Raw genomic sequence first — 23,811 nt, forward strand, 5'->3', positions numbered from 1 at the left:
GATCGGCTCAACTTTCTTACTTCGGAAATTTCTGGACGGCTTAAGTGCTTTCCTGCAAATATCCTTTCAACAATTTCGACATCTCCGGACGACAGCTTCCGCATCCGGTTCCCGCTCCGGTGGAAACCCCCAGCGCTTCCAGAGTATTCGCGCCTTTTTTAAATTCTTCCTCCATATTTCCGCTCCCGACCCCGTTGCAGGAACAGACCAACTTGCCTAGAACGGGACGCGAAGGAGTTCCTCCGCTCAACAGTTGGTCCCGTTTTTCACCCAATTCCAAGCCGGAAGAAATCAAGGTTTTGAATTCGGAAAATTTATCCTTGTCTCCGATTAGGATGGCGCCGACGAGGCGGTCCCCTTTAATAATGCATTTCTTATATTTTCTTTTTTTGCGATCCAGATATACGATTTCTTCATATTCCGATTCGGCCGCCTCCATCGGAGTTTCCGGCAATCTGAGGGAAACGAGATCCAAGCCCGGAATCTTCAAAAGATTCGAATGCAACGAACCGGTATAGCCGTTTAATCTATAACCGTATATATGGCTAGCCGCGATCTTTGCCTGTTCCTCCGTCGCGGAAACCGTTCCGTACATACCGGACGAATGTTCCGCCACTTCTCCGATCGCGTAAATGTCCGGCTCGCTAGTCTGAAGATATTCGTTTACTTTGACTCCTGTCCCGCATTGCAGTCCGGTTTGATTCGCGAGAGCTATATTTGGGGAAGTACCGACAGCAAAAACGATTCCATCCACCTCCAGCACTTGGCCGTCGCTCAACTTCACTTTTTCCGCTCTCGGAAAACCGACGATCTTGGAAAGTTCCGCTTCGAATACGATCCTAATTCCCCTCTCCTCTATCTCTTCCCTTAGGATCGTCGATGCGATTACATCCAACTGCTTGGACATCAATCGGTCCGTTCGCACCAACACGGTTACCTTTGCTCCGATCGACCGGAGAGCTGCCGCGAGTTCCAATCCGAGTAAGCCCCCACCTACGATCAAAGCGTGGGAATCCCGGACGAAAAAACCTTTGATTCTTTCCGCGTCCTCTTTGGCTCTGAGACTAAAGACCCCTTCCATCCCTTCCTTTATCGATTTCGGAATCGAAGCGGAACTTCCGGTGGCCATTATAAGTTTATGATACGAATGAACGACTCCGAGAGAATCCTTTACCTTCTTTCCTTCCGGAAAGATCTCGGCGACCGTCCGCCCCGGAAACAACTGAATCCCCCATGAATCGATTTCCTCGGGGTCGGCGCCTCTCAACTGTTGAAAATCTTTTTCTCCGCTGATCAAATCGGGTAAAAGGATACGATTGTAAAACGGATGTTCTTCCTTACAAATGACGGTGATCTCGTCGTTCGGAGCCAAGCTGCGGTAATGCCTCAGAAAAGCCAGACTTCCCGCCCCTCCTCCGACGATGAGAATCTTTTCCTTTGCCTTGGAATAAGTGCGGACCTCCACGGCCGAGATCTTAAAACCGGGCTGCTTAGAGTTCGGATCGTATTCCGAACTCGTCAGATTGTTCGATCTTGATTCGTCGTTTCCGAACACTCTCCCCCAATGCATAGGCAAGAAAACCGTTCCGGCCTTGATCGTGTCCGTGATCGACGCTTTGACCCTGACCCTTCCTCGGGAATTTTCAATCTCCACGATCTGCTCGTTCGAAATTCCTCTCGCTTCCGCATCCGATGGATGGATCTCCAGGACGGGTTCCTTTCTATGCTCCCTTAATTTCCGCACCTTACCGGTTCTCGTCATGGTATGCCATTGGTCTCGAATCCGGCCTGTGGTTAGGATCAGAGGATGTTGCGGCGTAGGTTTTTCGGACGGGTCTTCCGCCGTCACGTCGGACAGTTTAGCCCTGCCTCCCGGACGATAAAAAATACGATCGGTAAAAAGACGCTCCGTACCACCGTGATCCTTAAAAGGAAACGGCCATTGGACCGAGCGTTTTTCCTTCAGTACGGAATAATCCAAGCCGGAAATATCGATTCTGGTCCCTTTCGTAAGTCTGCAATGCTCCTCGAAAATCTGCTCTTCATTTTGATAAGCGAAGGAATTCGCATAACCCATCTTATGCGCGAAGTCCCGAATGATCCAAGTGTCCGCCATTGCTTCGCCGGGAGGTTCCAATATTTTGGGTAAATACGTGATTCTACGGTCGGAATTGGTCATCGTGCCTTGCTTCTCCGCCCATCCCGCCGCAGGCAGAACCACGTCCGCAAAAGGAATCGCCCCGGCGCTCTTGGAAATATCCTGAACGACGACCAGATCGGCGGAACGCAAGCCTGCCTCCACGGTTCTCGCATCCGGTAAGCTTACGGTCGGGTTCGTACACACGATCCAAATCGCCTTCATCTTTCCTTGGCGAAGATTCTCGAACATTTCGGTGGCACTATATCCCGGTCGACTTTGGATTTCGGACACGCCCCAAAAATCCGCCACTTCCTTGCGGTGTTCCGGGTCGTTCAAATTTCTATGGGCAGGCAATAAATTACAAAGTCCGCCGACTTCGCGGCCGCCCATCGCATTCGGCTGCCCCGTCAAGGAGAAAGGTCCGGAACCCGGCTTTCCGATCTTTCCCGTAATCAAGGATAGATTCAACAAGGCGAGATTCTTATTCACCCCGATCACACTTTGGTTCAATCCCATCGCCCAAAGGGATAAAAAGCCGTTCGAAGAAGCGATCAACCTGGCCGCCTCCTCGATCTGTCCCGTCGGAACGCCGCAAATTTCAGCGGAGGCTTCCACCGAAGTATGAAATACCCTGGATCTCAATTCTTCGAATCCTTCGGTATGATTCCTGATGAATTCCTCGTCAATCCATCCGTTTTCGATCAAAATCCTAGCGATCGCATGGAACAGGTATATGTCCGTTCCCGGATGGATCTGCAAATGAATGTCCGCGTCTTCGCAAGTCTCGGTTTTTCTAGGATCCACTACGATCAACTTAACGTTCGGATCCGTCCTTTTTCGAGCCTCTATCCTTCTAAAAAGGATGGGGTGGCACCAGGCCGGATTCGCTCCTGCGACCAAAAAACAGTCGGCGATCTCGATATCGTCGTAACTGATCGGAACGCTATCTTCGCCTAATGCCATCTTATAACCGACTACTGCGGAACTCATGCACAGGCGCGAATTCGTATCTATATTATTCGTTCCTAAAAAGCCTTTCGCTAACTTGTTTATGATGTAATATTCTTCCGTTAGAAGCTGTCCGGATACGTAAAAACCCACCGCGTTAGGCCCGTGCTCCGAAATGATCCGTCTAAATTCGTTTGCGACTTCCGACAAGGCCGTTTGCCAATCCACCCTCTGCAAATCACCCCCTTTCCTTTTTCTTTGCATGGGATAAAGAATACGATCGGAACGATCCATGGTGGAGTAATGGAGGTTTAATCCCTTTGAACAGAGCATTCCGCGATTCGCAGGGTGGTCGGGATCGCCTTTTACGCTAATCCGATCGGGGCCGGACTTTTCGACGATCACGCCGCATCCGACACCGCAATAGGAACAGGTAGTCGATAGGGAGTCTGTACTGGTCACACAAGACTATCAGCAATTATCATGCCGTTTTGAAAAAATTAATTAAGAAGAAGTCCCAAAAAGAATTCAATCTCCCAAGCAGTCAATAAAAGCCGCAAATCTGTAAGCTTCTGCAGAAAATTCTAGCAGACTCAAAGATTCAAAATTCTCCGTAATGATAGTATTATAAGCATATTCGTTCTTTAAAAAGCAAATACTAGTGGTATTGATACAATTTTAGACTAAAAAAGCAAAAGAGCCTCCCAGGCAATTCCTGGAAACTTCCTCACAAAAAGAGGGAGTTTCTGGCAAATTTCATTTTTCAAAAAATAATCAGATAGTTGGCACAACATTTGCTATAAAACCTATAGACGCAAATTCACCAAACCAAAGAGGCTTGAATCAAATGAAAAAAATGCAGGAATTTCTAAAGGCGGGACATTTCCCCACGCTCATCAGTTCGTTTTTATATTTCGACTGTAGCTTCATGATCTGGATGCTGCTGGCGGCTTTAGGAGTCTTCCTTTCCGAGGAATTCTCTCTCGGCCCGGCCCAAAAAGGTTTTATCGTCTCCATTCCTCTCTTAGGAGGAACGCTTATGAGAATCCCGCTCGGAATCCTCTCGGACCGATTCGGATCCAAAAAAGTCGCCCTTTGGGGAATGACGATCAGCATGATTCCCCTTTTCTGGGGTTGGCGTTTTGCGGGAACTCTTTCGGAAGTCGCATGCATCGGCCTTTTATTAGGAGTCGCCGGAGCAAGCTTTGCGGTCGCACTGCCTCTTGCGAGCAGATGGTATCCTGCGAGATACCAAGGCTTGGTATTAGGTATTGCCGGAGCCGGAAATAGCGGATCCGTTTTGGCTACCCTGTTTGCACCCGCTTTGGCGAAAAACTTCGGATGGCATGCGGTTTTCGGATTGGCGATGATTCCCATGGCCTGCGTCTTTTTCTTCTTTTTGTTCACCGCCAAGGATTGTCCGGGCTCGCTCTCCAAGAAAAGTCTGAAGGAATATTTGGCTCCGATCAAATCCAGAGATGCACTTACTTTCTGCATCCTCTACAGCATCACGTTCGGAGGATTCGTCGGAATCGCCAGCTTCCTCCCTATATTCTTTTACGACCAGTACGGAATCGGTAAACTGACCACCGGTTTGTATACCTCTTATTGCATTCTCGGAGCAAGCCTATTACGCCCGTTAGGCGGTTATCTCTCCGACAAATTCGGCGGGGTGTTCATGATAACGATCGTACTTCTGTTCCTCGCAACCGTTCTCATCGGAATCTCCTTTCTACCTCCGGTCGCCCTAGTGCTTCCTCTCTTCATACTCCTGATGGCTAGTCTCGGAATCGGCAACGGCTCCGTATTCCAATTGGTTCCTCTTAGATTCAAAAAGGATATAGGAGTCGTCACGGGTTTTGTAGGGGCCTTCGGCGGCCTGGGAGGATTTTTGATCCCGAATCTTTTGGGTTCGTTAAAATCCCTAACAGGAAGTTTCTCCTTCGGATTCCTTGCGGTAGCCATCGCTTCCATCTCCGCTTGCGCTTTGGTTTTCTTTATGAACATTCTGATTTGGAAAAATTCCGATTCGACGGAATCGGATTTGGAAATGGAAGCGACTTAACCCCGACTCTGTAAACGGGAAATCTTCGATAAAAGGATATAGAAATGAACAAAAGGAAGTTAGTCATCATAGGAAACGGGATGGTGGGTCACCGTTTCTCCGAAAAATTAGTGGAATTCGGAGGCTCGGATAAATTCGAAATCACGGTGCTCGGAGAGGAACCTAGGAGGGCCTACGACAGAGTCCATCTTTCCGAATATTTTTCGAACAGATCCGCGGAGGATTTGTATCTCTGCCAACCCGACTGGTATCGGGCAAACGGAATTCGACTCCTGCTCTCCGAGCCCGCCGTCTCCTTGGATTCCGTCCGCAGAATCGTGACCACCTCCGCCGGAACGGAACTTCCTTTTGACGAATTGATTTTCGCGACGGGATCCGCTCCCTTTGTTCCTAACCTCGAAGGTATAGATAAGAAAGGTATCTTCGTTTATCGCACGATCGAAGATTTGGAAAACATCCTTACTTACGGAAAAGGAATCAGGAAAGCCGCAGTGATGGGCGGAGGCTTACTCGGACTAGAAGCCGCAAAAGCGCTATTGGATCTTGGCAAGGAAACCCATGTGGTGGAATTCGCCGAAAGACTGATGCCTAGACAGTTGGACGAATCCGCCTCTTCCATCCTGAGATCCCGCATAGAAGAACTCGGAGTCAGGATCCACTTGGAAACGCAGACGGAAAAAGCCCTGGGCGAATCTAAACTGGAAGGACTGCAATTCAAGGACGGAAGTTCTCTGGATGTCGAGATGCTCGTCGTCTCCGCCGGGATACGCCCTCGGGACGAACTTGCGAAACGAAGCGGCATCCAAACTGGGGAACGCGGAGGGATCCTGATCGACGATCACCTAAAAACGAACGTCTACGGAATCTATGCGATCGGAGAAGTGGCGTTACACAAGGGATTCGTATACGGCCTAGTGGCGCCGGGATACGAAATGGCGGAAACCCTAGCCTACAATCTTTGTAGTCCGATCAACGCTCCTAAATCCTATACCGGATCCGATCTTTCCACAAAGCTTAAACTGATCGGCGTGGACGTGGCCTCCTTCGGGGACGGACTCGGACAATCGGAACATATCCCTATCGTATTCAAAAATCCGAGAAGCGGAGTATATAAGAAACTCGTAATTTCTCCCGACGGCAAGACCCTTTTAGGGGGAATCCTAGTCGGTGACGTCAAATCCTACGGGAATCTATTGTCGTTGTATCTGAACAGGATCGAACTACCTTCGGAGCCGGAAACCTTGATCGTAGGTTCGGTCTCTGCGGAAAACCTTTTTGGCGCGGATAACCTGCCCGACGATGCCAAGATTTGTTCCTGCAACAACGTCTCCAAAGGGGATATTCTGAAAGCGATCCGAGAGAAGAATTGCTCGGACGTACAATCCTTGAAAGAATGCTCCAAAGCAGGAACCGGATGCGGCGGTTGCCTCCCGCAAGTGAATTCCCTTCTTAAAACGGAATTAAAAGCGCAAGGGAAAGTGATAAGCGAACACCTCTGCGAGCATTTCAAATTCTCGCGGCAGGAATTATTCCAAGTCATCAAGGTCAAAGGCCTAAAATCCTATGCGGACGTACTGCATTCCGAAGGAAGCGGCGACGGCTGCGAAATCTGCAAACCCGCCGTGGCTTCCATACTCGCAAGCACTTGGAACGAACCTATCTTAAAGCACAGAGAGATCCAGGATACCAACGATAAATTCCTCGCGAACATTCAGAAAGGAGGAACGTATTCCGTCGTGCCTAGAATCCCGGGCGGAGAAATCACTCCGGAAAACCTGATTCGAATCGGAGAAGTGGCGAAGAAATACGATCTCTATTGCAAAATCACCGGAGGCCAAAGAATAGACCTTTTGGGGGCGAAGTTGGACGACTTGCCTTCCATCTGGGAAGACCTCGTGAAATACGGATTCGAAAGCGGGCACGCGTACGGAAAAGCGATGCGGACCGTAAAGAGCTGTGTAGGTTCCACCTGGTGCAGATACGGCGTCCAAGACAGTACCGCATTCGCGATACGGATAGAGGAACGGTACAGAGGAATCCGAGCTCCTCACAAAATGAAATCTGCGGTATCCGGTTGTATCCGGGAATGCGCGGAAGCTAGAGGAAAAGATTTCGGAATCATCGCCACCGAAAAAGGTTGGAACCTTTACGTAGGCGGAAACGGAGGCGTGAACCCTAAACACGCGATCCTGTTGGCGGAGGATTTGGACGAAGATACCTGCATCCGTTACATCGATCGTTTCATCATGTTCTATATACGCACCGCGGATAGACTGATGCGTACTTCCACCTGGCTGGAACAGTTGGAAGGAGGAATCGAGTATTTGAAAGACGTAATCATCAACGATCGATTGGGAATCAATTCTCAACTCGAAGGGGAGATGGATCGTTTAGTCGACACATACGTCTGCGAATGGAAGGATGTCGTGGAAAATCCCGAAAAAAGGGATAAATTTAAGCATTTCATAAATAGCGAAAGTTCCGATCCGACCGTTCGCTTTCAGGAAGAAAGGGGACAAAAACGCCCCGCCGAACGTAGAACGCACCGCACGGAAGCGGTCCTGAAATAGGAGTCCAAATGACGACCAAGACCATGGAAAAAAGCAGATTTTTAGTCGCTCCGATTTCCAAATTTCCGGAAGACGGGGGAGTTTGCGTAAAAATAGGAAGTTATCAAATCGCAGTCTTCCGCTCCGCTACCCGCGACGAATGGTTTGCCTGCGATAATTTCTGTCCCCACTCCGGAGATCCAGTATTGTCCAGAGGAATCCTAGGAGATTCCAAGGGAGAACCGAAGGTGGCCTGCCCCCTTCACAAGCGGAATTTTTCCCTGAAAACAGGGGAATGCATAGGCGGCGAGTCTCACTATAAGGTCGAAATCTATCCGGTAGTGATCGAAGACGGAAACGTGTATTTGGAAGTGGACTCGGCTATGGTCCATAAAGGCGAGAATCTATGAACGAAGAAACCCCGCACCTCTACGGTGAAAAAGGCAAAATCTATTTGGTCGGTGCCGGTCCCGGAGATCCGGAGTTACTCACGGTAAAGGCGGTAAAAACTCTGAGAAAGGCGCAGGTGGTTCTGTACGACGACCTGGTTTCTCCTAGGATCCTGAGAGTCTGCAAAAAATCCGCGGAGTTGATCTATGTGGGAAAAAGATCCGGGCAACATAGTTGCCTGCAGGATCAAATCAATTCTAAGATCGCGGAAGCCGCCGTGAAATTTCGGATCGTAGTCAGATTGAAGGGAGGGGATCCCTCGATTTTCGGACGGGTCGGAGAGGAATATTCCTATCTTCTCTCCCGAGGTTTCGATTGCGAAATCATTGCCGGAGTCACCACAGGCTCCGCTGTAGCCGCACGATTGGGAATTCCGTTGACACATAGGGATTATTCAAGCGAAATCGTGCTTCTCTCCGGTCACAAAAAGGACGGTAAAAATTCGGAAGGGTTCCGGAATTTGACCTGTTCGGGTAAGACCTTACTCGTATACATGGGCTTGAACTCTTTACATACCATCCGTGAAGAGCTCCTGAACGGAGGAAATTCCGAAGACACTCCGGTGGCGATCATAGAGAACGCCACCCTCGAAACGGAGAGAATCGTTACGGGAAACTTAAGCTCCATTTTAGAAGCGGCGGAGAACGCCAAAATCCGATCTCCGGCTCTCATTATCATCGGAGATATCGTCCGTTATTATACGGAAACGAAGGAATTAAAAGAAAGGATCCGAAAAACGTTAAGTGCGCGCTAAGGCTCGGTTTCCCGAGCTTCCTTCTCCAATCTCCAGCCGTACCGGCCTCTCCGGAAAGCGAAAAATCGCATCATTTTTGTATAATATTCTTTAGAATGGTCGTGATTTCCGTTCTGCAAGTTCCGCAACCGGTTCCGGCCCCCGTCCTTTTTCCGATTCCCGCCAAGGTGTGCTCCCCGTCGAGAATCGCTTCCCGGATGTTTCCTTCTCCGATTCCGTAACAGGAGCATACAACCCGACCCGACAAGGGTTTCACGAATTCTCCTCCGGAAAGGAGTTTTTTCCGCCGGTCGCCTAGCTCTATTCCGGAAAGGATCCATTCCTGGAACTTGCCGAACTCGGACCTGTCCCCCACAAGAACGGCGCCGACCAATCTATCGTTACGTATAATACATTTCTTATATATCCTGTTTTTACGGTCCAAAAACAGGATTTCCTCATATTCTTTCTTGAGATCTTCCGTGATCTCCAGAGGGGTAGAGGGCAATCTTAGAGAGGCCAGTTCCAAATCGTTGATCCGGAGAATATGGGCGTGTATTGAGCCCGGGTACTCTTCGAAGGAATAACCGAATATATGCTGGGCCGCAATCCTAGCTTGCTCTTCCGCCGCGGTCACGGTCCCGTACGTACCGGTTTTGTGCTCCGCCGCTTCTCCGAAAGAGTAGATATCCGGATCGCTGGACCGGAGAAACGAATCCACCTTGATGCCGGCGCCGCAGTCCAAACCGGCCTCCGAAGCGATTTGGAAATTGGGCTTCGTTCCGATCGCATAGATGATCCCGTCAAAATCGGCGGAGACTCCGTCGCTTAATTTCACCTTTGAGATTCTTTCAGTACCTTCTACTTTGGAAATTTCCGTTTCGAATAGCAGCTTGATCCCTCTCGCCTCGATTTCTTCCTTGAGAAGTTCGCTTCCCGTCGAGTCCAATTTTCTGGACATGAGACGATTCGAGCGAACGAGAACGGTGACTTCGACCTGAGCAGCGGACAATACGGCCGCGATCTCCAAGCCTAAAAGCCCCCCGCCTACGATCAATGCTTTGGTGTTCGGAACGAAGAAGCCGCGAATCCGATCCGCGTCTGACTTACCTCTCAAATTGAAAATTCCCTGCATTTCCTTCGGAACCGGCACCGACGGAGGAACAGCCGAACTTCCCAAAGCCAAAATCAGTTTATTATAAGAGTGCAGGTTTCCTTTGGAGTCGCGTACTTTCTTCCCTTCCGGATAGACGTTGGTCACGGCCGTATCGGGAACCAATTCCAAATTCCAGGAAAGTATTTCCTCCGCGTCCGTCTGCAAAAGTTCGGAAAATTCCTTTTCTCCGCCTATGTAATCCGGAAGTAAAACCCTGGAGTAAAACGGATTTTCCTCCTTACAGATCACGGTGATCTCGTCGTTCGGAGCCATCTCTCTGTACCGTTTCAGAAAAGCTAATGTGGAACTCCCTCCCCCTACGATCAGAATTTTTTCCTTCTTCTTTCTATAGGGAGCGACTCGGACCGCGGAGAACTTAAAACCGGGCTGCTTCGAAAAAGGATCGAAAGCGGAACTGGTCAGGTTATTGGATCTTGCCTGGTCGGATCCGTTCTTTCTCCCCCAGTGCATGGGTAAAAACACGACCCCTTGTTTGATCGATCTAGTGACGGTCGCTTTGGCTCGGACGGATCCTCTCGGACTGGAAATGTCCACGATCATCCCTTCCTTAACACCGTATTTCAGCGCATCCTCCGGGTGGATTTCCAGATGCATCTCGGGCCTATGTTCCCGTAACTTTCTGACCTTTCCGGTGCGGGTCATGGAATGCCATTGGTCGCGGATCCTTCCCGTGGTTAAGACTAACGGAAAGTCCGGAGTCGTTTTTTCGGATTCATCCTCCGGATCCACCGCGTGAAGTTTTGCTTTTCCGTTCGGTCTATAAAAGATCCGATCCTCGAATAAACGTGAATCGGCCTTATCCCCGTTTTTCGGATACGGCCATCGGATCCCTTTTCTGCTCCGGATCAGCTCGTAATCCAAACCGGAAATATCTATTTTCGTACCTTCCGTCAATCCGCAGTGCTCTAAAAAGATCTCCTCTTCGGTTTCGTAATCGAAGGAGGCTCCGAATCCCATTTTATATGCAAAATCCCGAATGATCCAAACGTCCGGTTTCGCTTCTCCGGGAGATTCTAGAATCTTAGAAAGATGGGTGATTCTACGGTCGGAACTCGTCATCGTACCTTGTTTTTCCGCCCAACCGGCCGCGGGAAGCACTACGTCGGCGTAAGCCAAAGCGGACGAATCTGAAGAGATATCCTGAACTACCACGAATTCGGCGCTCCGCAGTCCGGCCTCCACCACCCTAGCGTCCGGTAGACTTACCGTGGGATTCGTACATACGATCCAAACGGCCTTCAATTTTCCGGATTTCAAGCTCTCGAACATTTCCACCGCGCTGAGGCCCGGCTCCGAGGGGATGTCCTTTACTCCCCAAAAATCCGCCACCTGCCTTCTGTGTTCCGGATTCTCCAATTCGCGGTGAGCCGGTAGAAGATTACACAATCCCCCGACTTCCCTACCCCCCATTGCATTGGATTGTCCGGTCAGGGAAAAAGGTCCGTTTCCGGGCTTCCCGATTTTTCCAGTCAAAAGCGAAAGATTGATTAAAGCGAGATTCTTATTCACCCCGACCACGCTTTGATTCAAGCCCATCGCCCAGAGACTGATAAATCCTTTGGACTTGCCGATGATTTCCGCGACCTCGTAAATCAACCCTGACAAGATTCCGCATATTTCCGCCGCGGTTTCCACCTCGATTTCGAAAGATTTTCTTTTTAGGTCCTCGAATCCTTCCGTATTATATATTATAAATTCCTTATCTATTTTCCCGTTCTCGATGAGGATCCTGGCGATCGCATGAAATAGATATACGTCCGTTCCCGGACGTATCTGCACGTGCAGGTCCGCGTTTTCGCAGGTTTCGGTCCTACGCGGATCCACGACGATCACTTTTACGCTCGGATCGGATCTCTTTCTCTCTTCTATTCTTCTGAATACGATCGGATGACACCAAGCCGGATTGGATCCGGCGATCAAAAAACAATCCGCGATCTCTATGTCTTCGTACCCGACCGGGACGCAATCCTCACCCAACGACATCTTATAGCCGGTGACTGCGGAACTCATACAGAGCCTGGAATTCGTATCTATATTGTTCGTTCCCAGAAACCCCTTAGTTAACTTATTTATAATATAATATTCCTCGGTGAGGAGCTGTCCGGAAACGTAAAAACCCACCGAATCCGGACCGTATTTCCGGATCAATCGTTTGAATTCCTTCGCGGTCCTATCCAACGCGCCGTCCCAAGTGGTTCGAATCAAATCCTCGGAGCGATTCGAGCGCACCATCGGATGCAAAAGTCTATCCGATCGGTCCATCACGGAATAGTGCAGGTTCATCCCCTTGGAACAAAGATTTCCGCGATTCGTAGGGTGATCCGGATCCCCTTGAACGCTAAAATCCGTGGGGCTGGACTTATGAACCAGAAGACCGCAGCCTACCCCGCAGTAAGAACAGGTAGTATGAAAGGTTTCTACGGGTTGCATATCAAAGTTCTTGCAATTTTCACGCCAATCCTAACGTAATCTATACTTCCAAAGGAAGTAGGAACGGAAAAACGTCAAGTCTTTGGCCGGAGAGAGAGATTTTCGGCCGAACCGAGCCCCTCCTTTCCTTTAGAACGGATCCAAACAAAGATGGTGCAGTTTCGCGGTAAATTCATTCCGAAGTTCCGGGAGAATCGATTCAGAACCGCGACATTTTGCATAAAATACAACCGCAAAACTCCCACTTTTCTCCCAGGTTCCGCATGAAGGAGAAAAACAACCACGAAACCCTGCTCTTTTTCTACCTGCACTCCGATCTTTTGGAGGAGATCTGGAACGAGTATAAACGGCAACCGAACCGTGTGCGAGCGATCCATCTCTTGGATTTTACCTTGGATTCCTTTCCCATCTACGAAGACGTTTCCAAGATGCTCCCGAACGTCATCGGTAAAGTCAAGTCTCCGGAAATTCCTTCCGAAAACGGAGGAGAATACGAACTGAAAAAATTGAAACTTTCGATCCGGATTTCCGCAGAACTCTCTGCCGCCGGAGAAAGAAAAACCCAGAGCAAGCTGGCCTCCAAAAAGCAATCACATCTAAATACGAAGTACTTCTGGGAATTGCAAAAGGAGTTTCTTTCCGAGAAAAACGGGAAAATGAGGGATTTGCTGGAAGAAAATGCGCAAAACGTGATTCGTTTTAACAACGAGCTGGAACTCCAGCTCATCGAACATTACGGATTCAATTATAGAAAGAAGATCAGCATAGACGTTTTATAAGCGAAGTCCGGAAATGCCCGCTTCCTACCGACCGTTCCGAACCTACGATTAGGGAGGGCGGAGCCTTGGTAAAAAAAAGGATTTAGAACCATTGGGAGAAATTTAGAATATAATAAAGAATCCATGGCTTACGAGCGCGGCAACGATGCGTAAGGTGCGAAGCAGTCGCTTCGTCAGAAAAATAGACTGAAATGAAGAAAAAGGATGGAAGCGACCGAAGCCTGGAGCAGCGTGGCCCGAGCAAAGCGAGGGAGCCGCCCTTCCTTTTAAGCGGGAGACCAAACCGACCCTTTTCTAATGTTTTACATGCCAAAATCGGAAACCGAAATCAAATCTCGTTCTAATCTTTAGAGTTTTCTTTCGGAAATTCGACCTCGACCCAACTAGTTTCTTTGTAGAAGGTAATGGCATCTCTTGCAAGAGATAAAGAGGCCTTTGTCCTGCCCAATTCCCATTTGAGCTCCCGAATTTCCTGCCTTAATACAACAAGCAGAGTTCGGTTGACTCTATGCTTGCACAAAAGACGTAAAATAAAGAGAAGGTTTTTTACCGAACGAGGAGTTTTCTCTGTGACATACAATCTATCACGCAACATTGTAGCTTTTTTTAAAGCACGAACGCATGGGTTTGGGTCTCCGATTTCGCGCGCAAAATTTTCGATACTATACCATTTAAGAATTTCCATAAACCTTTTCTTCCGATCCAATGAATCTACGGCCTTAAAAGGAAGCTGTGGATAGAAAGACGATTTCAATTTATTAAATAATTTAATATTTTTCAATTCAAAATCTAAAAATGAAACATAAAAAAATCGCAAGATCGGAAGCACTTACTCCCGGAGATCGAATGAATTACGCTCTCCATACTCTCGGGATCAAATGGAAGGACGCGGCGGCGGCTATGGCAAACGTGACGATGACGATGCTTTCCTTGTACCTTTCCAATAAAAAAGAGATTCCGGAATTCAGGTTGGACCTACTCCTTTTGAACAAGGGCGTTTCCAAAAAATTCGTTCTCCTGGGAGAAGGAGAACCGTTAGCCACCATCGATGAGCAATTGGACTTGGTACACTTGGAGATGGTGCTTTTGAATAAAGTGGTTCAAAACATAGAAATCAAGGACATCCTAACCAGACTCACGGGTTACAATCCGGAAGAACTGGTCCGAGTGAAAAAATATCTGGTTAAAATCGAAAAAGAGCGTCCCCAGTCTTCCACGCGATCAAAAGCGAAGAAATAAATTCATGATTTTTTCCACTTGCGAATTCATCTTTCCTTTGAATCCGGAAGGATTCGCTAATTGTTCGACGGAAAGCTTTGCGGTCATTTCCAGCAGGATCTTTCTCTGTTCCGCTTCGTATTTGTCGCATACTTCCTTAAAGGATTTCTCATCGAAGTAGTTTAGAAAACATCGATTGATGAATATGATCGAATTTGAAAATTTAGGATTTCTTAAATCCTGTTTAAAATCCAACAGTTCCGTGTTGAACAGATGTTCTTTTGCGATGGGAACCCAGGAAAACCAAAGAAAAGGAAGAAGCCCCAGGACTCCCCAGTGGCTAAGTTCGTAAAGCCCGGTCAAAGGAAGGACCACCACGAAAATCGCGGAAAAGAACCCTCCTAAAAAGATTCCTACGAACATATAGATGGAACGCAATCGAAGGAGATAATCTCCTCGGAATATATTTCTCACAAGTACTCCCAGGCAAAATAGTACGGAAAAATAAATATAAAAACAGGCTACAAAGTATGAAATTCCTCCCCTATATATCACTTCTCCGCTTTCCAAACGAAAAGGAGTCAAAACCCCGGTTACAGATAGATAGAGAAAGGAAAGAATCGCGACTCCGTGCAGTACCATCAAAAAGGAAAAAGGAAAAGTCGAGTCCGTAGGACTAGTGTAATTCCATGTTACATACGTAAGTAAGATCGGAATGAACAAGGTCGGGATAGGAATCAAATCCACCAATATTGACTGTAGCCCGAAGGGAAAATCGAATTGGGCCAAGAATTTCAACAGCGCCCAGATAGCGGAGGAAACGGCGATGAGTGCGTACGCTTTGCAGATGGAATTCCTAGTCGAATTCTTGTAAAAAAAGAATCCCGAGATAGAAAGAATCAAAAAAGTGATGAATGCCATTTTTTCCCCAGTAAAATATTTTTTGCGTAATTACGCTTAAATCATGTTTTTTAAGTTGTCTTGGACGAGAAAACTATCAAATAGATGAATAAATTCGTTTTAAATGTATCTATTTAAATGCATTTTGAAAAAATGAGTAATTTTTGACAAGAAATTTATATGACTTAGTAATATGACGCAAAATACCGCAGAAAGAGTAAAGTATGTTCGAACTCAAGCCAAAGGGTTCGAAATCAACCAAAATGATTTTGCAAAAAGCATCAAAATCTCGCAAAGCCTGCTAAGTTTGATCGAAATCGGGAAAAAACCACTCTCGGAGCAGAATGCCTGGGCCATTGAAAAAGTATATGGCTACCGCGCGGAATGGTTGCTGTTAGGTCGCGGACCCCAGAGGATTTCGTCGGATCCGATCACGAAGGACCTAAAGGATAAGGAACAAATCTGGCATCTAATCAGCAAATGGAACCTAAAGGAACCGATCCGCCAGTTGCTTACAGATCTTTCCCCGGTGGAGCGGGACACGGTCATTACCCTCATCCAAGTCTTAGTGAAGAAAAAGTAAGGCCTTATTTCAAATATCTTTCGAACTTCTCGGCGATCAATTTGGCCTTTTCTTCCGGCTCAAGGCTAGTTTCCAAAGTCAGCTCGTGACCTCGCAAAAGCATGTAAAAAGTGACATCGGCATGATCGGACAATAAACGATCTTTGTATCCTACCGGATCCAACACGCTGTAAAGAGCCAGTAGCACAGGCAGGGCCGCTCGCAAAAGAAACGGAATCTCCTCGCCGGAAAGTAACTGCGATTTGATTTCAAAGGCGTCAAAGTTCAGAATGCCCACCGCCCAGAATGAGATGGTGAAGAACATTCCGATCGAAGCCAAATACTGGGCGAATATTCCGAGCAGCGGAAGGATATAAATAAAGAATACCGCGATGACCAATCCGCCGATCCCGCCTACGGCGAAAATCACAGAATTTACTCGAACCGCCCCTCTATGAAGATAAGCGTTCCTGGCAATCAAAAAGAAACCGAGCAATACGATTACAGAAAGATATATTACAAATACATGATAATAAGGCGTAAAGGAATATATCACTCCTCCCGTAGGGCTCAAGCCCACGGCATCCACCAACTCGCAACGCAATGCCTTATAAAGTAAAAACCCCGCTAGTCCGGCGTTAGGAAAGATGATCCAAAAGGACGGTTTGTAATCGGAATTTACATAGGACTTTGCGCAAAAATAGAAACTGAACGGGATCAGCATTGCCGGAATCGCAGTCCAATTGATCGCCTGGGCCCTCCAAGAATCGGGAAAATACAACCGGAGCGCAAACCATAAGACCCAAGCGGCGGTAGATAAACAGAAAACCAGAAAATACTTTTGAACGGGTTTTACGGGTTTAAAATTATTGATATAAATCCCAAGAAAAGTGATGTACAAACCGATCGCTATACAAATTAGAAGAGGAAGATCCATGGCAAATTCGGTTTCTTTCCTCAATCAAAGTCGCATCGCTACCGACTGTAAAGCCGTTTTATCCAATTCTATGATCCGGGCCGAAACCGTATTCCCGTTGATATGATAATTCGGCAAATAAACGTCTCCGGACAAAACGCGAGATTCTACCGCTCCGTTCGATTTATAAATCCTTTCTATAGCTGGGACCTCCTTATTATAGAAACCGTACACTTTCGAATAATTTCTATAGAGACATAATTTCGCGATCGCGGAGAAATTTTTCACTGCTGCCTTCCAACCCGTCGCACTCCTTTCAAAAGAAACGCAATTCCAATCGGCTACACCCTCCTCTAGTACGGCGTATCTTTTAGGCTGGCCCTCTTCTAAAATGACGGCTAATTCCACCGGCAAAAGATTCTCCTTAGTTTTCTCCACAATCCTTTGGACGGATAAAATCTTATCTTTTTCGTCCGTCACATAAATCCAAGTGGACCAAGGATCAAAATCGATGCAGAGTAAGGGATTCGAATCGTATCCCCCCGATTTGTGGATTTGATCGTTAAACTCTTTCAATCGGTTCAATCCGATTTTATCTTCCTTTCCCGCTAAAATCCGGATTCGAAACTTAGATTGGAAGCTATCTTCAAAGGATAAAAAATGTTCTCGCAAACCTTTCATTGCCGCAATTATTTCACATATAGAAACGGTATCAATCTGGAGTTTTTTCAGGAATACTCGATTCAGGATTTTAAGATAGAAGTCGGATCTTTCCGTAAAAACAAATCGAGACTAGGAACACATTCTTACTTGCAAACTACGCAAAACATCCGTACAAGATTGCAGTCGTATAAAGCTGGCAAAAATCAAAAAAGGGAGGTTTCGTTTTTAGCAAAGCGGATATTCGCCTCTTCGAACGTCTTCATCTCGGCGAACATCCTGCAACCGGACTCTAGAATTCCCATGGCCAAAGCAGCTCCGGAACCCTCTCCCAATGCAAGATTCAGATCCAGTACGGGTCTTAAACCCAACTCCTCCAGAATCCATTTGTGAGCCGGCTCGGAAGAAATATGTCCGGCAATACAACCGGAAACGACTTCGGGATTTCTGCGGAACGCGATCAGAGCTGCGGCTCCGGTGATCATGCCGTCTAAAATTAACGGAATCCCGCAACGTACAGCCTCTTCTATCGCTCCTACCATAGCGGCGATTTCATATCCTCCGAAACAGACGAGAGAATTCCATTCGTTCCGAGGAAGATCCGCGTATTTTTCCAGGCCCCGCGTGATGACTCGGATTTTTTTTTCCAATGTGGACCGTCCGATTCCCGTTCCGACGCCCACGCATTCCTCCGGGGACTTTCCGAGAATGGAACAGACGATCGCCGCTGCGGAAGTTGTATTGCCGATTCCCATTTCCCCGATTCCGAGTAAGCCGTACCGATTTTCGAGCTTTCTGACGCTCTGCCTTCCGGATTCGATCGCAAGTTCAGTCTCTTCTTCCGTCATTGCCGGCTCTTTTAGAAAGTTTCTGGAACCTCTGCGGATTTTCGCATGATTCAATCCGACGGTATCTCCGAAATCATGGTCCACTCCCAAATCGTTCAAACGGAGATCTATGCCGTTTCCCCGACAAAGCGAATTGATCGCTGCACCTCCCGACAAAAACATATACGTCATCTGAGCCGTGACATGTCGGTTATAAGCGCTGACTCCTTCCTCAGCGATACCGTGATCCCCCGCGAAAAGAAGGATCGCTTTCCGATCGAAAACTGGTCTTGAAGTTTTTTGAATATTACATATCTTCAATACATAATCCTCTAAAACGCCGAGAGATCCTACGGGTTTCGTCAGGGAATCCATTCTCCGCTTAAGCGTATCGGGATCCGGGAGAATCCGATCCTTAGGCCCCTGATCGGAGGATAAGTGAGCGGAGACTCCCCATCGATTTTCGTAAACAAGATCGGATAAATTCTGCCTCGCCTTCCACCCCACCGTCTCTAGAATCGGACTTCTCGGAACCCATACAGGTTTACCTAAAGTCATGAGAGCGATCGGCTCCACCGTTTCCGGTATTTCCAGTAATTTCTTTATGAATTCCGGCTCGAAGATGCTCATCCATCCGGCGCCCAATCCTTCGGCTTGAGCCGCGAGCCAGAAATTCTGCACCGCCAAACACGCGCTATAGAGATCCGTATTTCGGTTCGTACTTCTACCGAGAAGGTTCTCCGGATCCCGATTCCGATCGCAGGTAAACAAAATGCTGACCGGGGCGTCCAGAATGCCCTGCAATTTTAAGGAATTGTATTTTAGTTTCCGATCTCCTTCGTAGTTCCTGGAAGCGGCTTCGTTTACGGAGACGAAATGATCATAAAATGCTTTTTTTACGGAATTCTCGCGGATGAGCAGAAAATTCCAAGGTTGGGTAAAACCGACGGACGGTGCGTGATGGGCCGCGTTCAATAGTCGGAAAAGAACCTCGTCGTCGATCGGATCGCTCAAATAACTGCGGATATCTCTCCGAGTGTGGATGGCCTTATAAAGACCCTCCTTTTCCTCCCGAGTGAATTTAGGTTCTTCGGAATTGTGCGCTTCCCATTTTTCCGGTCGCATTCCGTCATCTTTTTCCTTTCGGATAAAAAGCATATCACTTCGGAGGGACCACGGTAATCCAATCGACGAACTTCGTTTTCAGAAATTCGTCTATCGGTACCGAGAACTGGTGGTATCCCAAGAATAGAATCCAATACACGAGAGTAAAACCCAACAACACTTTGGCGGTGGAATTCGCCAAGAAAGGAGAAGCGGAATAAAACATCCGAAATACTGCGATCGGCCAAAAGAAAAGTAGAAAGAAATAAAATGCCCGCGGGATTCCGTAAACCCAATTCAGGATTTCCGCCGGATAGGATCTAGTCAATCGTTCGTAGGATTCCTTGAGTTCCGGAAAGAATTGAAAGAAGTAAAAGACGAAAACGAAAAAGATCGCGACCTTCCAGATGACTTCGATATCGTTCCGCAACAGAACCAGAGTCAGACCCACGAACCATAATAAGAAAAGAGGAAAGACGATCTGCTCCAGCAGGCCGGCGGAATTGGTTTGGGCAAAAAAAATCATTTGTGTCTCCGACTCTGATCCGGTTTAGGCAACCTACCGGAGACCCAATCCAGACAATGGTAAAAACTTTCCGGGTCCGCCTTTCCTTTTCCGGCGATATCGAAAGCGGTGCCGTGATCCGGTGAGACCCGTAAAAAATCCAACCCTAAGGTCAGATTGACTCCATGTTTCCCCTCCCACATTTTAAAGGGAATCAATCCTTGGTCGTGGTAGCATGCAAGAAAAAGGGAAAATCGGCTCCGGGAAGGTTCGGCGAATGCGCCGTCGGCGGAGAGAGGTCCGATTACCTCCAACCCCGCCTTTTGTAGAGAAGAAATCATGGGCTCCAGAATTTCCTTTTCTTCCTTTCCGATCTTTCCGCCTTCTCCCGCGTGCGGGTTCAATCCTAAAAACGCGATGGGCTTTCCCTTGGAAACTGGAGCGGAACGGATAGCGGAGATGAAACTGGGAAGATGAATTTTTTTCAAGTAGAAAGGGACTTCCACAAGAGGTACGTGAGTCGTTAAAGGTAGAACGCTCCATTCCCTTCCGGCCATCAGCATGTACGTTCTCGTATCGTACTGCTCCGCAAGTGTTTCCGTATGACCCCGAAAACCCTTGACCCCGGCCTTGAGCACCCATTCCTTACTCAAAGGGAGAGTGACCAGGTTTCCGCCCGCTTCTTTTTGGATTCGGATCGCCTCTACCAGACTCGAATAAGCCGCCCTACCCGATACCTCCGACGGAGATCCCGGCTTCAATCCGGCAATTTGTTCGGAAGTCAAGGCATGAGTCTTCCAGGAGTACAATCCGGGGGCGCTCGTCTGGCTGAGATCGGAGACTTCCTTCCAGTTCTTTGCGGGAGGAAAAACACCGGAATGGATGAGTAAAACGGAAAACTTTGTCGCGAGGGATTTTAACTTGGCCTTGGCGGCCGTCAGAAGTTCGGGCCCGACCCCGCAAGGATCTCCTTCGGTGATGAGAATGCGGTCCAAGGCCCTTTCGGTCCCGGAAGATTAGGCTTCCTTTGCCCCGGCCCCTTGTTTGCCGAAGAGTTTTTCCAGGCTGAGAGAATCTTTGGAATATTCCAATTCGATCCTTTCCTTGTTGGAATGTTTCAGATCGCTGGAAATCATGCAACGGCCTTCCAAAGTCACTCCGTTCTGGATGATCAATTCCGGAGTGCGGATGTCCCCCAAAATCAAGCTGGTGGGGAGAAGCATGACCCGGTTTCTCGCGGTGATGTTTCCGATCACGATCCCTTCGACGATGACACTGGCCGCGGTGATATTCGTTTTGACTTTTCCGGAAACTCCGATGTACAACTGCTCGGCTTGGAGGGATTTTCCTTCGAACTTTCCGTCTATCTTTAAAGATCCGTTGATAAAGAATTTCCCGCTAAAATAAGAGTTTTCGCCGATCGTGGAATTGGTTACTTCGGAAGAGTTCTTAACAAGTGCCATGAATATTGAATCCTATAAGATTCCGAATCGCTGAGCGGTTCGGATGTAAGCACAAAGTATAAGTCCTATTTGTTCCGGAAAGGAATTTTTAAACGGACCCAGGGTTTTTTGGAAGAGTGTAACTCGGGGTCCGGGGCTGACGGAAACGAAAAGGTCGCCCCGGAGAAGGGGGTCGGAAAAGACCCCCGGGCTTTTCCGAGGGGGAAGGCTTTCCCCCTCCCTCTTTCCGATCTTAATGTTTGATATTCGGAACGTTGATGCGGTCCAAGACTTCGGCGGTGAAATCCCGAAACTCCCCTAACGCTTTCGGAATCGCAAATCCTTCCAATTCCGTGGCCTTTTCGAAGCGAGGATTGAAAGAGATCTTGTCCTCCACGTTCATGATGATTCCCCCGCCCGCCTTCAGTCCGTCCAAAACCTTGTTCAGAAATTCGTTAAATTTTTGGAACATTTCGAAAGCCTCGGCGATAAAAATCCGAGTCTGCTTGTTCTTCATCCGACTCAACTGCTCCCGGAACTCCTGCTTTTCCGCGGCCTGGTATTCTTCTATGGTTTCCGTAAGCACCTTGATGTTCCTACGGATATTTTCCATGTGTTTTACCACGCCGTCCTTTTCGTTTCCGTGGGAAAAATCGAATTTGATATGCATTTCGTTTAATATCGGAAGGTATTCCCGGTCCAGGACGTTGATCCAAGTTCCGATCTGATTGACTTCGGTATCGTTGGAATTTGGGGAAATCTTCATCACCGGATATTTTGCCAAGAGCCTTCCGGCTGCGTCCGGATTTTCCCTGTACAAGCGGATCTGCTCGGCGGCGGTTTCCAAGTTGTCCGGAATTCCTTCCGGAGAAATTTCCCGCATCCTATTCCGGTACTTGTCCAGATCCCGACTGACTCTGTATTTCTGCTCGTCGTTTTTGGAGAGCCTAAGAATCTTTTCCAACTGGTTGATCATCTTTTGATAACGCTGCAATTCCAGGATCTGTTCTTGAGTGATGACGGCCATAGTTTTCCTTGGATTCTAACCGGATCGGGTCCGATTGCAAGTAGATTACCCGGACTTCTTCCTATATCTCTCCAGCGCCAATCTCAGAAAGTCGGAGTCCGGAAACTTGTAGACCAGGGACTCCAATAATTTCGTTCCTTCCTCGGCCATTCCGATTTCGAGTAAGGTGACCGCCTTTAGATAGAGCATTTCGGAAGAGTATTGGAACCTTCCGGTCCGGGCGAGTCGATCCAGAAAAGCGTCGAATTTTCTCTCCTTGAATTCCTTTACCGCGATCGCCCTATGGGTAAGATAAGAATCGGGATACAACTTTTCCAGGTCGACCAAACTAACCTCCAGCTCCGATGCTGCGGTGGAGTTCCAGAGAAGCAGCAACTCGAAAGGACGTAATGTATGGGCGAGTCCCTGCTCTTTCAGGATCTTGTATCTTTCAAAAAGACTTTCATCCTCCGATCCGGAGACCGTCTCTCTTAGGGATTCGGAGAGTTCCTCTCTTCCGTTCCTTCTTTTTTCCTCCAGGATCCAATCTTTCAAAAGATCCCTGGATATGCTGCGCTTCAGTAGGAAAAACCGGTCGCGGATGGAATGCCTGGTTTCGTAGTCCTTCAGGAAGGAATCCACTTCCCCCAATTCGAATTCCTGCAATCTTCTGGAAAGCATGGCGTCTAACACCGTCACGCTTCTGAGTCCGCTCGGGTTCGTTCTGAAATAATGGTAGGCGAGTCCTAGAAGATTCGGCTCTTTTCCCGAAACGACCAGGTCATAGAGCCGGAATTTTTGCTCTTCCGAAAGTCCGGAAGTTTTGTGGGCGGAAACCAGTCGGACCTTGTCCTCCGTTTCCTCCGGCATTTGCTCCGGAGTTTGTGCGGAGAATCCCAAAAAATACAGTAGAGTCCGGCCGTCCTTGGCTTCGGGAAGATCCGCCGAAAAGGAATCCAACAGTTTTCCGTAATCTTGTAATCTTTCTTCGCATAATAAAAACGCCGAACAGAGGGAAAACAATTCGCCGTCCCAGATTTCGTGCCCTTCCAACTCCTCCAAAAGTTCCTCGAAAAAAAGGCGGAGAAGTTTCTCTTCCCTCTCCGTGATCCCTTCCTCTCGGATCCAATTCGTGCGGGGGGAAAGAAATCGGAAACCTCCGAATAGGTCGGAACGAAAACAGTCCGAAGGCTTCAGGTGAGTGAGGATGCTTCCGCTATAATTCTCCAGAATCTTGGTCTTCAGCCTCAGTACTTCGGAGGAAGGTTTGGAAGAGGAAGCGTTTTGTCGCTCCGGCGTCGGCGCAGGACGGCCGAGAGTGATTTCGGGCCATTCCGTCTGTGAAATTGAAACCTGCATGTCCGTCCGATCCCTTTTTTGGAGTTGAAGCTACGTTAACC

General features: G+C 48.0%; 19 protein-coding genes. 7 read left to right on the plus strand and 12 right to left on the minus strand.

Annotated features, from left to right (window positions below; translation table 11 throughout):
- Nucleotides 1-40: 40 nt before the first annotated feature.
- Nucleotides 41-3,550, minus strand: coding sequence for a nitrate reductase (locus EHO61_RS07625; RefSeq protein ID WP_135813035.1), 3,510 nt, complete (start codon nt 3,548-3,550; stop codon nt 41-43).
- Between the two features lie 385 nt (nt 3,551-3,935).
- On the opposite strand from EHO61_RS07625, the gene EHO61_RS07630 reads away from it, so the two are divergent.
- The 4 genes from EHO61_RS07630 to cobA are packed head-to-tail and all read left to right on the plus strand — an operon-like array spanning nt 3,936 to nt 8,906.
- The gene (locus EHO61_RS07630) at nt 3,936-5,153 is read left to right on the plus strand and encodes a nitrate/nitrite transporter (RefSeq protein ID WP_135813036.1); all 1,218 of its coding nucleotides are present in this window, start codon (nt 3,936-3,938) and stop codon (nt 5,151-5,153) included.
- Nucleotides 5,154-5,197: 44 nt separating this feature from the next.
- Nucleotides 5,198-7,723 carry a nitrite reductase large subunit NirB gene (gene nirB / locus EHO61_RS07635; protein WP_135813037.1) on the plus strand — a complete coding sequence of 842 codons (2,526 nt, stop codon included), beginning with the start codon at nt 5,198-5,200 and terminating at the stop codon, nt 7,721-7,723.
- 8 nt (nt 7,724-7,731) lie between these two features.
- Nucleotides 7,732-8,112, plus strand: coding sequence for a nitrite reductase small subunit NirD (gene nirD / locus EHO61_RS07640; protein ID WP_135813038.1), 381 nt, complete (start codon nt 7,732-7,734; stop codon nt 8,110-8,112).
- The gene (gene cobA / locus EHO61_RS07645) at nt 8,109-8,906 is read left to right on the plus strand and encodes a uroporphyrinogen-III C-methyltransferase (RefSeq protein WP_135813039.1); all 798 of its coding nucleotides are present in this window, start codon (nt 8,109-8,111) and stop codon (nt 8,904-8,906) included. The genes nirD and cobA overlap by 4 nt, the downstream gene beginning before the upstream one ends.
- A gap of 70 nt (nt 8,907-8,976) precedes the next feature.
- Here the strand turns inward: cobA and EHO61_RS07650 are convergent, their stop codons facing one another.
- Nucleotides 8,977-12,492 (minus strand): nitrate reductase, encoded by a 3,516-nt coding sequence (locus tag EHO61_RS07650; protein ID WP_135813040.1) that lies wholly within the window; start codon nt 12,490-12,492, stop codon nt 8,977-8,979.
- A gap of 263 nt (nt 12,493-12,755) precedes the next feature.
- Here EHO61_RS07650 and EHO61_RS07655 point away from each other — a divergent pair, with 263 nt between their 5' ends.
- Nucleotides 12,756-13,271 carry a hypothetical protein gene (locus tag EHO61_RS07655; RefSeq protein WP_135813041.1) on the plus strand — a complete coding sequence of 172 codons (516 nt, stop codon included), beginning with the start codon at nt 12,756-12,758 and terminating at the stop codon, nt 13,269-13,271.
- Between the two features lie 340 nt (nt 13,272-13,611).
- Here EHO61_RS07655 and EHO61_RS07660 read toward each other — a convergent pair whose 3' ends face one another.
- Nucleotides 13,612-13,956, minus strand: a complete 345-nt coding sequence (locus EHO61_RS07660) for a hypothetical protein (protein ID WP_135813042.1) — start codon at nt 13,954-13,956, stop codon at nt 13,612-13,614.
- A gap of 110 nt (nt 13,957-14,066) precedes the next feature.
- On the opposite strand from EHO61_RS07660, the gene EHO61_RS07665 reads away from it, so the two are divergent.
- Nucleotides 14,067-14,510: a hypothetical protein gene (locus EHO61_RS07665; protein ID WP_135813043.1), complete on the plus strand. Its 444-nt coding sequence runs from the start codon at nt 14,067-14,069 to the stop codon at nt 14,508-14,510.
- Here EHO61_RS07665 and EHO61_RS07670 read toward each other — a convergent pair.
- Complete coding sequence (locus tag EHO61_RS07670) at nt 14,493-15,410, minus strand: histidine kinase N-terminal 7TM domain-containing protein (protein WP_135813044.1); 918 nt, start codon at nt 15,408-15,410, stop codon at nt 14,493-14,495. The genes EHO61_RS07665 and EHO61_RS07670 overlap by 18 nt on opposite strands.
- Before the next feature lie 172 nt (nt 15,411-15,582).
- Here EHO61_RS07670 and EHO61_RS07675 point away from each other — a divergent pair, with 172 nt between their 5' ends.
- Nucleotides 15,583-15,972, plus strand: a complete 390-nt coding sequence (locus EHO61_RS07675) for a helix-turn-helix domain-containing protein (protein ID WP_135813045.1) — start codon at nt 15,583-15,585, stop codon at nt 15,970-15,972.
- Nucleotides 15,973-15,976: 4 nt separating this feature from the next.
- Here EHO61_RS07675 and EHO61_RS07680 read toward each other — a convergent pair whose 3' ends face one another.
- The 8 genes from EHO61_RS07680 to EHO61_RS07715 form a co-directional block, all read right to left on the minus strand.
- Entirely contained in the window at nt 15,977-16,888 is a 912-nt protein-coding gene (locus tag EHO61_RS07680; RefSeq protein WP_135813046.1) for an LIC10906 family membrane protein, read from the minus strand.
- A gap of 24 nt (nt 16,889-16,912) precedes the next feature.
- Nucleotides 16,913-17,548 carry an LBL_2463 family protein gene (locus EHO61_RS07685; RefSeq protein ID WP_135813047.1) on the minus strand — a complete coding sequence of 212 codons (636 nt, stop codon included), beginning with the start codon at nt 17,546-17,548 and terminating at the stop codon, nt 16,913-16,915.
- A gap of 185 nt (nt 17,549-17,733) precedes the next feature.
- A complete protein-coding gene (gene cobT, locus EHO61_RS07690) occupies nt 17,734-19,512 on the minus strand; it encodes a nicotinate-nucleotide--dimethylbenzimidazole phosphoribosyltransferase (protein WP_246032047.1) in 1,779 nt (592 codons plus the stop codon).
- Nucleotide 19,513: 1 nt separating this feature from the next.
- Complete coding sequence (locus EHO61_RS07695; RefSeq protein ID WP_135813049.1) at nt 19,514-19,984, minus strand: hypothetical protein; 471 nt, start codon at nt 19,982-19,984, stop codon at nt 19,514-19,516.
- Nucleotides 19,981-20,958, minus strand: coding sequence for a PdxA family dehydrogenase (locus EHO61_RS07700; RefSeq protein WP_135813050.1), 978 nt, complete (start codon nt 20,956-20,958; stop codon nt 19,981-19,983). The genes EHO61_RS07695 and EHO61_RS07700 overlap by 4 nt, the downstream gene beginning before the upstream one ends.
- A 21-nt stretch (nt 20,959-20,979) precedes the next feature.
- On the minus strand, nt 20,980-21,426 hold the full coding sequence (locus tag EHO61_RS07705) for a bactofilin family protein (RefSeq protein ID WP_135813051.1): 447 nt from the start codon (nt 21,424-21,426) through the stop codon (nt 20,980-20,982).
- A 232-nt stretch (nt 21,427-21,658) separates the two neighbouring features.
- A complete protein-coding gene (locus tag EHO61_RS07710) occupies nt 21,659-22,432 on the minus strand; it encodes a hypothetical protein (protein WP_135813052.1) in 774 nt (257 codons plus the stop codon).
- Nucleotides 22,433-22,477: 45 nt separating this feature from the next.
- Entirely contained in the window at nt 22,478-23,770 is a 1,293-nt protein-coding gene (locus EHO61_RS07715) for a tetratricopeptide repeat protein (protein ID WP_135813053.1), read from the minus strand.
- Nucleotides 23,771-23,811 lie beyond the last annotated feature (41 nt).

The sequence above is a fragment of the Leptospira fluminis genome (assembly GCF_004771275.1).
Taxonomy (GTDB): domain Bacteria; phylum Spirochaetota; class Leptospiria; order Leptospirales; family Leptospiraceae; genus Leptospira_B; species Leptospira_B fluminis.